Source organism: Mesorhizobium sp. WSM4904, from assembly GCF_029674545.1.
Lineage (GTDB): Bacteria > Pseudomonadota > Alphaproteobacteria > Rhizobiales > Rhizobiaceae > Mesorhizobium.
The window spans coordinates 2,188,247-2,201,089 of record NZ_CP121354.1; the positions used below are offsets into that span (position 1 = coordinate 2,188,247).

Below are 12,843 nucleotides of genomic sequence, written 5' to 3' on the forward strand. Positions count from 1 at the left end.
TTGCCCTTAGGATAGGGTTATTATTTCGCGGTCCGAAATAAATAGTCGGCAAAGGAGGAAACGGCATGGCAGGCAAGAAGATATTGATGCTCGTTGGCGAGTTCAGCGAGGAATACGAGATTTTCGTCTTTGAACAGGCCATGCATGCGGTCGGCCACACCGTCCATGTCGTCTGCCCGGACAAGAAGGCCGGCGACGTGCTTAAGACCTCGCTGCACGACTTCGAGGGCCACCAGACCTATACCGAAAAGCTCGGCCACGACTACATCCTCAACAAGACCTTCGCCGAGGTGAATCCCGCGGACTACGATGCGGTCTACGCGGCGGGTGGGCGCGGGCCGGAATATATCCGCATCGACAAGCGCGTGCAGGCGCTGGTCAAGCACTTCCACGAGACAGGCAAGCCGATCTTCACCATCTGCCACGGCGTTCAGATCCTGATCGCGGTCGACGGCGTGGTGCGCGGCAAGGAAGTCGCCGCGCTGCAGTACTGTGAGCCGGAAGTGACCCTTGCCGGCGGCATCTATATCGACGTGCCGCCGACCGGCGCACATGTCGACGGTAATCTCGTGTCGGGCAAGGGATGGCCGGGGCTTGCCGCCTTCATGCGGGAGTGCCTGAAGGTGCTCGGCACCGAGATACGTCATGGCGAAGCGCTGATGCGCGACGAGCGCCAGGCAGCGTAGCCCTTCGGCGCCCTACGCCGTGGAACTTCACGAAGGGCGGCATGCGGCTGGAGCGTTTCACCGTTTCACGGAAACGGCGAACCGCTCTAGCCCTTTGTTTTGACGCAATTCCGGACGGAAGACCGTTTTCCTGCCCTAGTGACGCCGCGCGCCGCCCGCCTTATCCGCCTCCGCCCCGTCCAAGCGGTCGAGCAGGTCCGTAAGCCGCTTCGGCACTTCTTTTTCCAGGCGAAATACCGGCAGCGTGCGCAGTAAGCGCTTCGTCGCTTCCGTGCCGACTTGCCGCCTGATGTCGTTGGCGAGCTTGGCGCGCCTGTCGCCGTTGTTGCCCTTCATGGTCCCAAAATCCTGTGTCGGCTTCGAAACTCCTCCAGCCCGGCAATGGTTCCCGTACCTGCCCCCGAGGGCAAGCGAAGACGCCCGGTACGGTAAAGTTTGAATTAATTTCGAACGGCCCGAGGAGGGCCGCAGCCGGTGCTTGCCCCTTGATTTTTGGCCCTTAAACCTCGATATCGGGCGCAAATCCAAACCAATCCGAATGACGGGAAACGGCGATGAGCGACCAGGCAAAAGACGAACGCGCGCCCGAGGAAATCGAAGCCAACCAGACTTCCGGCGCCAAGGCTTCCGGCGAACGTGCGGAAGGCGGCGTCGACGGCGACTATGAGGCGCTTGTGCGGCTGCTGAAGGAAAACGAGGAACTGAAGGACCGCGCGCTGCGCGCCGCGGCCGAAATGGAGAATCTGCGGCGGCGCACCGCGCGCGACGTGCATGACGCGCGCACTTACGCGGTCGCCAATTTCGCGCGCGACATGCTGTCGGTGTCGGACAATCTGCGCCGCGCGCTCGAAGCCATCCCGGCCGAGGCAAAGGCCGGCGGCGACGCCGGCTTCAAGGCGCTTATCGAGGGCGTCGACCTCACCGAGCGCGCCATGCTGGCAGCGCTCGAGCGGCATGGTGTGAAGAAGCTTGCGCCGGAAGGCGAGAAGTTCGACCCGAACTTCCATCAGGCGATGTTCGAGGTGCCCAATGCCGACGTTGCGGCCGGCACCGTCGTCCAGGTGGTGCAGCCCGGCTATTCGATCGGCGAGCGCGTGCTGCGGCCGGCGATGGTCGGCGTCGCCAAGGGCGGTCCGAAGGCGGCCGCCGAGGCGAAGGTCGAGCCGGGCCCGGTGAACGAGCAGGCCGAGAAGGATGCGTGATTAGAGGAGTAAGGGAGTAGGGCAGTAAGGGAGTAGGAATGGCGGCCGTACATTTGATGCGGCTTATGCTATTTATAGTCCCTACTCACCTACTCCCTTACTGCCCTACTCCCTTACCCTCATGAATCCCATCGAGCTGCTCGACTATGCCGGCGTCGCGGTCTTCGCGGCGACGGGCGCGCTTGCCGCGTCGCGAAAGGAGCTCGACATCATCGGTTTCCTGTTCCTGGCGAGCGTCACCGGCATCGGCGGCGGGACGCTGCGCGACGTCATCCTCAACCTGCCGGTGTTCTGGGTCGCCAATGGTGGCTATGTGCTGATCTGCGCCGTGGTGGCGGTGCTCGTCTTCTTCAGCGCCCATCGCGTCGAATCCCGCTACAGACTGCTGCTCTGGCTCGATGCGATCGGGCTTGCCGCCTTCGCGGTTATGGGGGCCGCAAAGGGCCTTGCGATCACCGGCTCGGCGGTCGTGTCCGTCATCACCGGGGTGCTCACCGCGACCTTCGGCGGCATATTGCGCGACCTGCTTGCCGGCGAGCCTTCCGTGCTGCTCAGGCCTGAGATCTATGTCACGGCGGCGCTTGCCGGTGCGGCGCTCTTCACGCTTTGCGACCTTGTCGGCATGCCGGCCTTGCCATCCAGCCTGCTCGGCTTCGCGGCCGCCTTCCTGGTGCGCGGCGGGGCGCTCAAATTCGGCTGGTCGTTTCCTGCGTACAAAGCCGGCCCGGCCGGAGGCCGGAAGATATTCCGTGAAGGAGCGAGTAGCGAATAGGAAGTAGCGAATAGGGGTTGAACGGAACAGATCCCGCCACTTTTCTTCTATTCGCTATTCGCTATTCGCTATTCGCTATTCGCTATTCGCTATGCCGCGAAGCGCTGGCCTTCACCGCCATAGTAGTTGACGTAGCGGGCGCCGATTTCCTTGACCGGCATGACGACGAAAACGTCGACCGTCGAAAACTCGTGGTCGATGACGCAGCCGTCGCCGATGCGGGCGCCGACGCGCAGGTAACCTTTGACCAGCGGCGGCATGGCGGCGATCGCGGCCTTGGCGTTGACAGCCTCGATCGGCATCAGGTCCATCGAGCAGTAGCGGCCGGCCACCGCCCGGACGTCCCAGGCCTGATCGGTGCGGCAGTGGTGGGCGAGATAGGTGAGCGCCTCGGCATGCGCCGCCGGCACTATGCCATGGAAGGACGCGCAACCGGTCATCACGCCGATGCCGTAGTGGTTGATATAGGCCCAGATGCCTTGCCAGAGCGCCTCGATGGTCCGCTTGGAACGGTATTCCGGCAGCACGCAGGAGCGGCCGAGCTCGAGGAAGCGCTGGCCCGGATGGCGCGCCACCAGCTTGGTCAGTTCGAACTCGCCTTCGGAATAGAAGCCGCCCGCGGCCGTGGCTATCTCCTGCCGCAGCAGGCGGTAGGTGCCGACGATGCGGCGATGCTCGGGACCGGGAAGCGCGGTGTCGAAAACCAGGAGATGGTCGCAGAGCGGGTCGAAACGGTCGGCATCGCGCCGGTCCTGCGCCTGGAACAGATCCTTTCTCGCGCCAAGCTCGTCATAAAATACCCGGTAGCGCACTTCCTGGGCGGCGGCGATCTCGGCCTCGTTGCGGGCGAGCCGCACTTCAAGGCTGCCGATCCGGCCCAGCGGTGCGCCGCTTGCGACAGCATCGACAGTACGCGCGGCGAGCAAGGCGCCGCTGGCGTTCGGCCGAGTGTCACATTCAGGCATGACTGTATGCACGAGTGATTCTCCTTCGAGCCATCCCTCTTGGCACGGGGATACGGTGTAGGTGCAACAGGATTGTGACAGTACCGTGATACGGCGAGCCCGGCAATACTTCGTCGGCTGGGCAATACCCTCAACCGGCTATCTTAATGCCGTCAAAGCCAAGCAATCCAAGGCGTTCGAGAAAGTCTAAAAAAATCGTTACGCAGCAGCCTGACCCTCGACGGCCTGGACGAGCGCATCGGGGTCGAGCGGCTTGGTGACGAAGCCGCTGGCGCCGTGGGCCAGAACGGTATGGCGCGTCTTTTCCTGGCTGTCGGCGGAAAGAACCATGATAGGGACCGGCGGCACGGCAAGTGCCTCCTCATGCCGGCGGATGGCGGCGATCGCATCCAGCCCGTCCATCACCGGCATGTGCAGGTCCATCAGGACCACGTCGAAGCGATGCTTGAGGCCTGCGTCGGTGACGGCTTCGACCGCGGCCTTGCCGTTGCCGACGATCTTGACGCGGTGCCCGGCTTTCAGCAGCGTGGCGCGGGCAAGCATGGCGTTGATGTCATTGTCCTCGGCGATCAGCACGGACAGACCCTGGTCGCGGCGGCGAACGGACGCGGCGCCGCGTGGTTCCGGCCGCGGCTCGGCAGGTGCCGACACATGGCTGGTCAACAGCACACGCAGCAGGGTTTCGCCGCGCACCGGCCGGGCGAGAAACGTCGCGTAGCCGTTGGCGCGGAATTCGCCAAGCATGCCGCGATCGGTCGGAGCGATCAGGGTGATTGCCTCGCAATCGTCAAAGCCGCTCTCGCGCAGGCGCTTGAGCAGACGACCGTCGCTGTTTTCAAGCGCGGCATCGATCAGAAGCCCGTTGCAGCCGGCCGCGTATTGGGCGGCCTGACTGGGCGTCGCTGCGATCTCGACGGCGCCGCCGTGAGCGCGGATGGCGCGGGCGATGGCATCGGCCTCGACCGCGTTCTTCGACACGATCACCGCGCGCCGGTCCGAGAGGATGTTCTGGCGATGCGGCGGCGGCTCGGTTGCCGCGGTGGCCGGGATGTCGAAGACGAATTCGGATCCTTCGCCGAGCCGGCTCGAAACCGAGATCGTGCCGCCCATGGCGATCACCAGGCGCTTCGAGATGGCAAGGCCGAGACCCGCGCCGCCATGCACCCTGGTCGAGGTGCCGTCGGATTGTTCGAATTCCTCGAAGATGCGCTCCATGTCCTGTTCGCGCAGACCGGGACCCGTGTCGGCGATGGTGAAGCAGATGCGATCGGTGGTCTCGGTGCGGGCCCGCGCGACGGTGAGCAGCACGCCGCCGGCATCGGTGAACTTGACGGCGTTGCCGATGAGGTTGAGCAGCACCTGGCGCACCCGGCCCGGGTCGGCGGTGATCATCTGCGGCACGTCGGGCTCGACATAGCAGCCGAGCCCGATGTTCTTGGAGAAGGCCTTCGCCGCCAGGAGCTCGATGATGTTGTCGGCGATCTCGCGCAGCGAGGTCGGCTGCGGCTCGGGGTCGAAGCGGCCGGCCTCGATCTTGGAATAGTCGAGCAGGTCCTCGATCAGGGCCAGCAGCGCGCTCGCCGATGTGGAGACGGCGCCGACATAGGTGCGCTGCTCGGGCGAGAGGTCGGTGTCGGCAAGCAGCTTCGCCATTCCCATGATGCCATTCATCGGCGTGCGGATCTCGTGGCTCACCGTGGCGAGGAAGCGCGACTTGGCCTGGCTTGCATATTCGGCCCGCTCGCGGGCGGTGATCAGCGAGGATTCAGCGCGCTTGCGGGCGGTGATGTCGCGGGCGATCGCCCGGTGCGACACCGCGCCCGTATCCTTGTCGCGCACCGAGAGCTCGATCCAGGAGAACCAGCGCGGCCCGTTCGGCGTACGGATGGCGACATCGGTGGAGCTCAGGCATTCATGGTCCGAGAAGGCGGCGTCGGGCACGATGCCGACGTCTATGCCGAGCTCGGAAAGCGTCTTGCCGGCGAGGTCGCGCTGGTCGGTGCCGACGAGCGAGGCGAATACCTTGTTGGCGTAAACGATGTGACCGTCGCGATTGCGATGGACGACGAGATCGCCGAGCGCATCGATCAGGCCGCGAAAACGCTCCTCGCTCTCCTGCATCTCCCACATGCGGTCGGCGAGCGTCTCGATCTCGGCGCGGCTGCGGGCGGCGGTCTCATCGAGAAGTGCTGCGGCGCGACGCTCGGTGCGCCGGTTGCGCAGATGCATGGCGAGGCCGCCGAGGCCCGTCGCCAGGAGGCCGATGGTGATGAAGGCCGGTGCGCCGGTGAGATGCGCCAGCCCGGCCAACACGGCGATGGCGACGATCGTCAGGAACGGCAGGCCTTCACGGTTGTCTGCCGGCAATGTCGGGACCAGCGGCGGCGCGGCAAGCAGCTGCCGCTTCGGCGCGCCGAGGTCCAGCACGTCATCGCCTGCGGCCTTGCTGCCCTTCCTGATGTCGGAGTCCGCGAACATGCGGAAACCTTGCCAGACGGAGATTATGGAAGATTGCGGCGGATCGTTCGAATTTTAGGTTTCAGCGCGGATTCCCGCGGGTTTTGCCTTGTTTTAGGCAATTCCGGACGGAAAACCGCCGGACACTTCCTGGAATTGCATTACATATCCACGACCACACGGCCCCTGATCTTGCCGTCGACGATGTCGCGCGCGGCGCCGATGATGCCGTCGAAGCCGATCGACCGCGACAAGGTCGACAGCTTCTTCAAGTCGAGATCGGTGCCAATGCGGCGCCACGCCTCGAGGCGGACCGGTTTCGGCGCCATGACGGAATCGATACCGAGCAGCGAGACCCCGCGCAGGATGAAGGGCGCGACGCTCGTGGGCAGGTCCATGCCGCCGGCCAGGCCGCAAGCTGCGATCGCGCCGCCATAGGACGTCATCGACAGCACGTTGGCCAGCGTGTGGGTGCCGACGGAGTCGATCCCACCGGCCCAGCGTTCCTTGGCAAGCGGCTTGGCCGGCTGGCTGAGTTCCTCACGCGAGATCACCTCGGCGGCGCCGAGGTCGATCAGATAGGGGCTTTCGGCATTGCGCCCGGTGGAGGCGATGACATGGTAGCCGAGGGTGGAGAGGATCGAGATGGCGACCGAGCCGACGCCGCCGGCGGCGCCCGTCACCACCACCGGCCCACGATCCGGAACGATGCCGTGCCGCTCCAGCGCCATGACGGCGAGCATCGCCGTGTAGCCGGCGGTGCCGATGGCCATAGCATCATGCGGGCTCATGCCTTCGGGAAGCGGCACCAGCCAGTCGCCATTGACGCGAGCGCGCCCGGCATAGGCGCCGTAATGCGTCTCGCCGACGCCCCAGCCGTTGAGGATGACCTTGTCGCCCTTGCGCCAGTCGGCATGGGAAGAGGAGATGACGGTACCGGCGAAATCGATGCCGGGCACCAGCGGCCAGCGGCGCACAACCGGCGCCTTGCCGGTGATGGCCAGTCCATCCTTGTAATTCACCGTCGTCGCCTCGACGGCGACGGTGACATCGCCTTCCATCAGCTCGGCTTCGGTAAGTTCGACGACCTCGACCGATTGCTTCTTCTCGGCATCGCGCGAAACGAGGATGGCTTTGAAGGTATCGGACACTTTTGTCTCCTCGGTTCTGGCGATTTATTCATGCGGCTGCGGTTGGAAAACCGCTGCACGTTTTCCTTGGAATTGCCTAGGGGCCGACTTTGGGGCGATGGCAGCTCGAGGTCAATTGCTTGGGTCCTGAGGTTTGGTTTCCCGCCGCCAGCCGATCAGCTCGTCGAAGACAACTAGTGCCGCGCCCACGGAAATGAAGGCGTCGGCGAGATTGAACACCGCGAAGGACCAGACCGGCGTGTGGAACAGGATGTAGTCGATGACGTGGCCGTAGACGGCGCGATCGATAAGATTGCCGAGCGCGCCGCCGACGATCAGGGCAAAGCCGATCCGGGCGATGACGTGGCCGGCCGGCGTGCGCACGGCCAGATAGAGCACGAAGGCGACGACGAGCGCGGCGATGACCACCAGGCCGGTGTCGCCGAAGGAGGAGAACATCGAGAAGGCGATGCCGGTGTTGTAGGTGCGGAACAGCGCCAGGAACGGCAGGAGATCGACCTTTTCCTGGAAGGCGAGACCGTTCTCGGCCAACTGCTTGATCCACTGATCGAACGCGATGGCGACAACGACCAGAAGGGCGTAAGGGGACCATGATTTCACTTGGCAGTCCTCATCGCGTGTCGGTGGCGGGGTCGAGCTTCAACGCGCCGCGCCGGATCTCGAACAGCATCACGCCTGTGGCAACCGCCAGATTGAGCGAATCGGCGCGGCCGGCCTGCGGGATCCTGAGCAGCCGGTCGCAGCTTTCGGCAAGGCTGTCGGGCAGCCCCTGTTGCTCGTTGCCCATCAAGAGCAGCACCGGGCCCCGGGAGAAGTCGACCGATCGGTAGTCGACCGCGCCCTTGAGATGCGTTCCGGCGACGAGGCCCGGAAAGTCGCGCCGCCAGGCGAGGAAGGCCTGCTCCGTCGCCTTGGCGACCGGCACGGCGAAGATCGAGCCCATGGTGGCGCGCACCGTCTCCAGCGAGAACGGATCGGTGGTGTCGCCGACCAGGATGATGCCCTTGGCGCCGACTGCATCGACGGTGCGGATGACGGTGCCGAGATTGCCGGGGTCGCGCACGCGGTCCAGCGCAACCCAGACATCGCCGTCCGTGGCGCGGATACCTTTTAGCGGCAGCGTCTGCTGCGCGAAGACGCCGACGACCATCTGCGGGTTTTCGCGGCGGGTGATCGCGGCCAGCACCTTTTCCGAGACCTCGAGCACGGTGCCGCCGGCGGCGACCGTGCGCGCCGCGACTTTTTCTATCGCCGCGTTGCCGCGCCCGGCCTTGGCGAACACCAGTGTCCTGATCGACCAGCCGAGATCGAGCGCGTCGATGACAAGCTTCAGCCCTTCGGCCATGAAGGCGTTCTGCTGGTCGCGGAATTTCTTCAGCGCCAGCGCCTTGATGTCCTTGACCAGCGGATTGGCGAGGCTGGTGACTTCCTTGACCTGGCCGACCGGCCGGTGTCCGTCGTAAGCGACCATTTCAAGCCACCCAGCGCGAGAACAGCGAGGTCGACAGCGCGCGGCCGGCCGATTTCTCGCGGATGATCAGCTCACCGGATTCGACCATGCCCCCCATGCCGGCGAAGGTATCGCGCATCAGCGCGTGGATGGCGAAGAAGGAAGCCCGGATCGAATAGGCGGTTAGAACCACCGCCAGCGGCTTCGGCGTCAGGATCGAGCGGCAGAGGTCGGCGAGGCCCGGCAAGTCCTCGAACAATTGCCAGACCTCGCCTTTTGGACCGCGGCCATAGGCGGGCGGGTCGAACAGGACGATGTCGTAGCGGCTGCCGCGGCGCTCCTCGCGCTCGGCGAATTTCACCGCATCCTCGACGATCCAGCGGATCGGCTTGTCGGAGAGGCTGGCCATCTCCTGGTTCTCGCGCGCCCAGCCGATCGCCTTCTTCGAGGCGTCGACATGGGTGACCTCGGCGCCGGCGCGCGCCGCCACCAGCGAGGCAAGCCCGGTATAGCCGAACAGGTTCAGCACTTTGACCGGACGCCTGGCCGCCGCGATCAGCCCGGCCATGTGGTCCCAGTGCGAGGCCTGCTCGGGAAAGACGCCGACATGGCGAAACGAGGTGAAGCGGCCGAGATAGTCGATGCCGTCATGCTTCATCGGCCAGGTTTCGCCGAGCGGCGTTTTTGGAAAACGCCAGCGGCCGATGCCTTCTTCGTCGGTGTCGCCGGTGAAGATGGCGTCGGCGCGCTCCCATTCCTTCGCGGGAAGCGCTCGCTGCCAGATCGCCTGGCCCTCCGGACGCACGATGCGGTAGGGGCCGTACTGCTCCAGTTTTTCCCCGGCGCCGCTGTCCAGCAGCGCGTAGTCGGCATTGGGCGCGATCTCGAGGATCAGCGGCAGACGCTCGGCGGGCAGCGGACCCTCGCGGCGCGCAAGAGAGCGCGGCGCTGGTTTCTGGTCCTGGCGATTGGCGGGCGAGGCGCCAATTCCGCGCGGCAGCTGGCCGGGGCCGGGTTTTGCTGGCTGGCGCGGGCGGTTGTCGCGGTTTCGGTCGCGAAAGGACTTCAAGAAAAATCTCCGGAACGGCAGGCCGCTTTTGGCATAGGGCCTCCGCCTTCGCAACAAGATGGTCGGGCGCCGTTCAGTCGCAATGCAATGGACCTCGCGGTTGAAACAGGCAAATCTCCGATCATGTCCCGCTCCGAACGCCTGCTCGACCTGATCCAGATCCTGCGCCGCCACCGCCGGCCGGTCAGCGGCCGCGCGCTTGCCGGCGAGATGGGCGTGTCGATCCGCACGCTTTACCGAGACATCGCGACGCTACAGGGGCAGGGCGCGCCGATCGAAGGCGAGGCGGGACTGGGCTATGTGCTGAAGCCCGGCTTCATGCTGCCGCCGCTGATGTTCACAGACGAGGAGATCGAGGCGATCGTGCTTGGCTCGCGCTGGGTGGCAAAACAGCCGGACACGCGGCTGGCCGAGGCCGCGGCGAACGCGCTGTCGAAGATCGCGGCAGTGCTGCCGGACGATCTGCGCGAGGATCTCGATGCCACGACGCTGCTGGTCGGGCCGGGTTCGGCGGGTGTCGAGGCGATCGACCTCGGCGTGGTTCGGCAGGCGATCCGCAACGAGCGCAAGCTCGGCTTCCTCTACCGCGATGCCGGAGGCGCCGCGTCGGAGCGCGTGGTCTGGCCGTTCGCGCTCGGTTTCTTCGACAAGGTGCGGGTTATGGTGGCGTGGTGCGAGATGCGCCAGGATTTCCGGCATTTCCGCACCGACCGCATGTCTCGCCTCGCCGTCACCGATATCCGTTATCCGCGCCGTCGCCAGGCAATGCTCAAGGAATGGCGGACGACGCTCGACAAACCGGGCCGGAACGCGCCGGGAGACTCCGCCGGTTGATAGCTGCTGCCAGAATCTGACAGCGGTGTCGTCTAGGGTCACTAAGGTTCAAACATCTTGGAGACAGACATGACCACGCCCAATTTCGTCATCCTCTATGTCGACAGCCCGGAACGGAGCGGTGCGTTCTACGCATCGCTGCTCGGGCGCGAGCCGGTCGAGTCCTCGCCCACCTTTGTCATGTTCGTGCTCGACAAAGGCTTCAAGCTCGGCCTTTGGTCGCGACACACCGTCGAACCGGCGGCAGCCGCGGCGGGCGGAGGCGGCGAGCTGGTGCTTGCTGTCGACAACGCGGCTGCGGTCGACACCACACATTCCGGCTGGGCAGGGCGCGGCTTGAAAATCCTGCAGGCACCGACCGACATGGATTTCGGCCGCACCTTCGTCGCGCTCGATCCGGATGGTCATCGGCTGCGTGTCTATTGGCCGAGTGAGTAGGGCAGTAGGGCAGTAGGGTGCGTCGTCCCCGGCAGTTCACATACTGCCTTATTGCCCTATTCCCCTATTCCCCTATTGCCTTGCACTGAGCGCCTTGTAGACGGCGATGCCGGCGGCGAGGTCCTCGAGCGCGGCGCCGACCGACTTGAACAGCGTGATTTCGGCGTCGCTCTGCCGGCCCTGTTTTTCGCCACGCGCGAGCTCATGCAGGTCGGCGACGATCGCCTCGGGCTTCAGCACGCCGGAAGCCAATGGCTGGACGATGTCGCCGGCCTCCTTGGTGGCGCCGGCGCGGGTGTCGACATAGACGCGGGCGCGGGAAATCGCGTCGTCGTCGCTCTCGCGCATCTGCGGCGTGAAGCCGCCGACCAGGTCGACATGGGCGCCCGGCTTCAGCAGCGCGCCCTTGATCAGCGGCGTGGTCGAGATAGTCGCCGACGAGACGATGTCCGCCTCGCCAAGCTCGGCTCCGAGATCGCCGGCCGCGCTCGCCGGAAGGCCCTCGGCGCGGAGTGCGCTCGCCACTTTTTCGGCATTGGCCGGCGTGCGGTTCCAGATGCGGATCGATTGGATAGGTCTCACCGCCGAATGCGCCTTGGCGAGGAAGGTTGATAGCGCGCCGGCGCCGATCACCAGCAGCCGCGAGGCGTCCTCGCGGGCGAGATAGGACGCGGCGAGCGCCGAGGCACAGGCGGTGCGCCATTGCGTCAGCCGCTGGCCGTCGATCAGCGCTTCCGGCTCGCCGGTCACGCCGTCGAGCAGCAGATAGAGGCCCATCACCGCCGGCTTGCCGATGGCGTTGTTGTCCGGCGACACGGTGACGATCTTGACGCCGATGTGGCCGCCCGCCGAGGTGCCGGCGGCGTTGAAATCGGTCCAGGCCGGCATCAGCAGCAGCGTCGAGGCGGCGCCGTCCGGCCGCTCGACCGCATGATGGTGGCGCACCGGTTGCACGGCGCCGTCGCGGAAGGCGGTGCGCAGCGTCTCGACCAGCCCGGGAAAGGTGAGCGCCTGATCGACCTCGGCGGCCGAAATGGTCAGCATTGAAGGCTCCGTAACGGCACGCTGTTCAGTTCGTCGGCTTGGACAGCGCCGGTCCTTTCGGTGCCTCAGGCGCGCGGCTCACCGTCTGGCGCAGGCTCTCGGCCTCCAGGCCACGCTGGCGCGCCAGCTTACGGTAGCGGCCCTGCTTCACCCAGGTCGCCATGCTGCCGACGACCATGCCGACGGCTAGAGCCAGGAACAGGAAGATGAAAAGCGGCAAGTTCAGCGTCAGCGCCGGATTACCGGGATGGAACGGGTCGAGCGTGAAGGCGACCGGCCCGCGGTTGGCGACGGCAAGCGCAATCAGGATGATGGCCAGCGGCACGAAGACCACGACGAGCACGAAGCGATTGAACATCAGATCTCCATGGTGAGGCGGTTGAAGCGCGCATGTCCTTATCCCGAAACCGGTCTCCACTTCCGGGAGGCATGCTTGAGCGCCCAGACGTCGTTTCGACCCGCCGGCGCGGCGCCTATTTGCCGCCGTTCAGCCTTTCGCGCAACTCCTTGCCGGTCTTGAAGAACGGCACCCACTTCTCCTCGACCTCGACGGATTCGCCGGTGCGCGGGTTGCGGCCGGTGCGGGCAGGGCGGTTTTTCACCGAAAAGGCACCGAAACCGCGCAGCTCGACCCTGTTGCCTTCGGCAAGCGCGTCGGTGATCTCGTCAAAGATGGCGCCGACGATGTTTTCGACGTCGCGCAGGAAAAGATGCGGGTTGCGTGCAGCAATGATCTGCACAAGTTCGGATTTGATCATGAGAACGTTCCCCGTAA

General features: G+C 65.3%; 14 protein-coding genes and 1 pseudogene. 5 read left to right on the forward strand and 10 right to left on the reverse strand.

From position 1 onward, the window contains the following. The first annotated feature begins 65 nt into the window (after positions 1-65). Positions 66-686, forward strand: coding sequence for a DJ-1/PfpI family protein (locus QAZ47_RS10400; protein ID WP_278206669.1), 621 nt, complete (start codon positions 66-68; stop codon positions 684-686). 135 nt (positions 687-821) lie between these two features. On the opposite strand, the gene QAZ47_RS10405 is transcribed toward QAZ47_RS10400, so the two are convergent. Beyond that, positions 822-1,022, reverse strand: a complete 201-nt coding sequence (locus QAZ47_RS10405; RefSeq protein ID WP_278233181.1) for a hypothetical protein — start codon at positions 1,020-1,022, stop codon at positions 822-824. Positions 1,023-1,240: 218 nt separating this feature from the next. Here QAZ47_RS10405 and grpE point away from each other — a divergent pair, with 218 nt between their 5' ends. Together grpE and QAZ47_RS10415 are read left to right on the forward strand one after the other, a co-directional pair. Further along, complete coding sequence (grpE, locus tag QAZ47_RS10410) at positions 1,241-1,888, forward strand: nucleotide exchange factor GrpE (RefSeq protein WP_278233182.1); 648 nt, start codon at positions 1,241-1,243, stop codon at positions 1,886-1,888. A 121-nt stretch (positions 1,889-2,009) separates the two neighbouring features. Continuing rightward, positions 2,010-2,641: pseudogene (locus QAZ47_RS10415) on the forward strand (trimeric intracellular cation channel family protein). 108 nt (positions 2,642-2,749) lie between these two features. On the opposite strand, the gene QAZ47_RS10420 reads toward QAZ47_RS10415, so the two are convergent. The 6 genes from QAZ47_RS10420 to QAZ47_RS10445 all read right to left on the reverse strand — a co-directional run bounded on the left by QAZ47_RS10420 (position 2,750) and on the right by QAZ47_RS10445 (position 9,752). Beyond that, the gene (locus QAZ47_RS10420; RefSeq protein ID WP_278233183.1) at positions 2,750-3,637 is read right to left on the reverse strand and encodes a GNAT family N-acetyltransferase; all 888 of its coding nucleotides are present in this window, start codon (positions 3,635-3,637) and stop codon (positions 2,750-2,752) included. 186 nt (positions 3,638-3,823) lie between these two features. Continuing rightward, complete coding sequence (locus tag QAZ47_RS10425) at positions 3,824-6,103, reverse strand: PAS domain-containing sensor histidine kinase (RefSeq protein WP_278233184.1); 2,280 nt, start codon at positions 6,101-6,103, stop codon at positions 3,824-3,826. Positions 6,104-6,243: 140 nt separating this feature from the next. Continuing rightward, the gene (locus tag QAZ47_RS10430) at positions 6,244-7,233 is read right to left on the reverse strand and encodes an MDR family oxidoreductase (protein WP_278233185.1); all 990 of its coding nucleotides are present in this window, start codon (positions 7,231-7,233) and stop codon (positions 6,244-6,246) included. 111 nt (positions 7,234-7,344) lie between these two features. Continuing rightward, positions 7,345-7,833 (reverse strand): signal peptidase II, encoded by a 489-nt coding sequence (lspA, locus tag QAZ47_RS10435; protein ID WP_278233186.1) that lies wholly within the window; start codon positions 7,831-7,833, stop codon positions 7,345-7,347. Between the two features lie 10 nt (positions 7,834-7,843). After that, positions 7,844-8,704, reverse strand: a complete 861-nt coding sequence (locus QAZ47_RS10440; RefSeq protein WP_278233187.1) for an RNA methyltransferase — start codon at positions 8,702-8,704, stop codon at positions 7,844-7,846. Position 8,705: 1 nt separating this feature from the next. Next, on the reverse strand, positions 8,706-9,752 hold the full coding sequence (locus QAZ47_RS10445; protein WP_278206678.1) for a class I SAM-dependent rRNA methyltransferase: 1,047 nt from the start codon (positions 9,750-9,752) through the stop codon (positions 8,706-8,708). A gap of 123 nt (positions 9,753-9,875) precedes the next feature. Here QAZ47_RS10445 and QAZ47_RS10450 point away from each other — a divergent pair, with 123 nt between their 5' ends. Continuing rightward, the gene (locus QAZ47_RS10450; RefSeq protein WP_278206680.1) at positions 9,876-10,586 is read left to right on the forward strand and encodes a YafY family protein; all 711 of its coding nucleotides are present in this window, start codon (positions 9,876-9,878) and stop codon (positions 10,584-10,586) included. Between the two features lie 69 nt (positions 10,587-10,655). Further along, entirely contained in the window at positions 10,656-11,024 is a 369-nt protein-coding gene (locus tag QAZ47_RS10455) for a VOC family protein (protein ID WP_278206682.1), read from the forward strand. A 72-nt stretch (positions 11,025-11,096) separates the two neighbouring features. Here the strand turns inward: QAZ47_RS10455 and QAZ47_RS10460 are convergent, their stop codons facing one another. From QAZ47_RS10460 to QAZ47_RS10470, 3 genes are all read right to left on the reverse strand, one after another. After that, entirely contained in the window at positions 11,097-12,068 is a 972-nt protein-coding gene (locus QAZ47_RS10460; RefSeq protein ID WP_278206684.1) for an ornithine cyclodeaminase family protein, read from the reverse strand. A gap of 25 nt (positions 12,069-12,093) precedes the next feature. Further along, the gene (locus QAZ47_RS10465) at positions 12,094-12,426 is read right to left on the reverse strand and encodes a DUF1049 domain-containing protein (protein ID WP_278206686.1); all 333 of its coding nucleotides are present in this window, start codon (positions 12,424-12,426) and stop codon (positions 12,094-12,096) included. A gap of 115 nt (positions 12,427-12,541) precedes the next feature. Continuing rightward, positions 12,542-12,826 carry an integration host factor subunit beta gene (locus tag QAZ47_RS10470; RefSeq protein ID WP_027165368.1) on the reverse strand — a complete coding sequence of 95 codons (285 nt, stop codon included), beginning with the start codon at positions 12,824-12,826 and terminating at the stop codon, positions 12,542-12,544. Positions 12,827-12,843 lie beyond the last annotated feature (17 nt).

What these genes read in the sequence shown, in the direction of transcription:
- QAZ47_RS10400 (WP_278206669.1), top strand. Translation starts at nt 66, where the DNA reads ATGGCAGGCAAGAAGATATTGATGCTCGTTGGCGAGTTCAGCGAGGAA.
- QAZ47_RS10405 (WP_278233181.1), bottom strand. Translation starts at nt 1,022, where the DNA reads ATGAAGGGCAACAACGGCGACAGGCGCGCCAAGCTCGCCAACGACATC.
- grpE (WP_278233182.1), top strand. Translation starts at nt 1,241, where the DNA reads ATGAGCGACCAGGCAAAAGACGAACGCGCGCCCGAGGAAATCGAAGCC.
- QAZ47_RS10425 (WP_278233184.1), bottom strand. Translation starts at nt 6,103, where the DNA reads ATGTTCGCGGACTCCGACATCAGGAAGGGCAGCAAGGCCGCAGGCGAT.
- QAZ47_RS10440 (WP_278233187.1), bottom strand. Translation starts at nt 8,704, where the DNA reads ATGGTCGCTTACGACGGACACCGGCCGGTCGGCCAGGTCAAGGAAGTC.
- QAZ47_RS10450 (WP_278206680.1), top strand. Translation starts at nt 9,876, where the DNA reads ATGTCCCGCTCCGAACGCCTGCTCGACCTGATCCAGATCCTGCGCCGC.
- QAZ47_RS10455 (WP_278206682.1), top strand. Translation starts at nt 10,656, where the DNA reads ATGACCACGCCCAATTTCGTCATCCTCTATGTCGACAGCCCGGAACGG.
- QAZ47_RS10460 (WP_278206684.1), bottom strand. Translation starts at nt 12,068, where the DNA reads ATGCTGACCATTTCGGCCGCCGAGGTCGATCAGGCGCTCACCTTTCCC.
- QAZ47_RS10465 (WP_278206686.1), bottom strand. Translation starts at nt 12,426, where the DNA reads ATGTTCAATCGCTTCGTGCTCGTCGTGGTCTTCGTGCCGCTGGCCATC.
- QAZ47_RS10470 (WP_027165368.1), bottom strand. Translation starts at nt 12,826, where the DNA reads ATGATCAAATCCGAACTTGTGCAGATCATTGCTGCACGCAACCCGCAT.